The sequence below is a fragment of the Flectobacillus sp. genome, from assembly GCF_049240685.1.
Classification (GTDB): Bacteria; Bacteroidota; Bacteroidia; order Cytophagales; family Spirosomataceae; genus Flectobacillus.
Genome location: NZ_JBMLSD010000486.1, coordinates 1 through 1,360, shown reverse-complemented (window position 1 = coordinate 1,360; position 1,360 = coordinate 1). Strand labels below are relative to the sequence as shown.

The window sequence follows — 1,360 nt, the reverse complement described above, 5'->3', positions numbered from 1 at the left end:
GATACTGTTCAAAAAAGTGTGTAAAGTCCAAAAATCTGATTTTTGTGTTGAAATAACAAAAACAACAGAAAAATGAACTTTACACAAGAACAAATGTCAGAAATATTTGACGAAATTGCAAAGAAAAAGGATGGGTATAGGGAACTACTTAAACTATCTTTAGAGTCTATCATGAAAGCGGAACGTCGGGAGTTTAACAAGGAACATTCCGATAGTTCAAATGGTTATAGGATGAGTAGTGTTTTCGCTCACCGAAGTAAATTAGAGTTAGTGATACCAAGAAGTCGCCATCACAATTTTTATCCCTTAATTCTTGCTCTGATAAAGGATCAGGACAATGAGAGTAAGGAACTAGCGTTTGAGCTATATAGAGCAGGATTGACGACAGAGCAGGTTGGCTCTATGTTCAATAAAATATATGGTCAATCTTATAGTAAAGCGGCCATAAGCTCTATGATGCAAACGGCTCGCAAAGATGTATTTGCTTGGCTAGAAAGAGAACTAGAAGAAGAATATCCAATCATTTACATTGATGCTACATACTGGCATACGAGAAGAAATGAGAGTGTTTCCACGGAAGCCTATTATACCATTTTAGCTGTCAAAAAAGATACTTCGAGAGAGGTCTTGAGTATAATAAATCACCCTACAGAGGGTTCTAATAATTGGGAGGAGGCATTTCTAGCCTTAAAAAAGCGAGGTATGAAAAAAGTGCAATTGGTAGTATGTGATGGACTTCAAGGCATAGAAAATGTGATTAAATCGGTCTTTCCTCAAGCTGTTGTACAATTGTGCACAGTTCATTTAACTCGCAATGTATTAGCTAAGGTAAAACCCAAACATAAAGCTGAGGTAGCCTCCGATTTAAAGGCGGTATTGAATCCTGATAATCCTCAAGATACACCAAAGCAAGGAATAACTAAGTTTCAAGATTTTATTGATAAATGGATAAAAATATATCCTTCATTGAAGACATATAAAGCTCCAAGGTATCATTTATACTTTAATTACCTAAATTACGAAATAGATATAAGGCGCATGATATATACGACCAATTGGATAGAAAGGCTCAATAGAACCTATAAAAGAACATTGAGAATGAGAACTTCTATGCCAAGTCCAGAATCCGTATTATTCTTGCTCGGAAGCACAGCTATGGATAGAAAGGAATACTCTTATCCCATTTATCAATTTAAAAACTCAAGTAAAATAATATTTGAATGATTAATTTTGTAAAACCCCAAAAAAAATCTGGAGAAGAAGAGTCATTCTCCCATAGAATGATTCTTCTTCAAAAGAAATAAATTGATTTAATAACCCTCAACCAAAAATCAATTTACACACTTTAGTGAACACTACC

Annotated in this window: 1 protein-coding gene; it reads left to right on the top strand. The window is 34.5% G+C overall.

Annotated features, from left to right (window positions below):
* Positions 1 to 72: 72 nt before the first annotated feature.
* Positions 73 to 1,224 (top strand): IS256 family transposase, encoded by a 1,152-nt coding sequence (locus ACOVQ4_RS22440; RefSeq protein ID WP_421822825.1) that lies wholly within the window; start codon positions 73 to 75, stop codon positions 1,222 to 1,224.
* Positions 1,225 to 1,360: the final 136 nt, after the last annotated feature.

Bases quoted from the DNA above. Each gene is read 5' to 3' on its own strand.
- ACOVQ4_RS22440 (WP_421822825.1), top strand. From the start codon at position 73: ATGAACTTTACACAAGAACAAATGTCAGAAATATTTGACGAAATTGCA.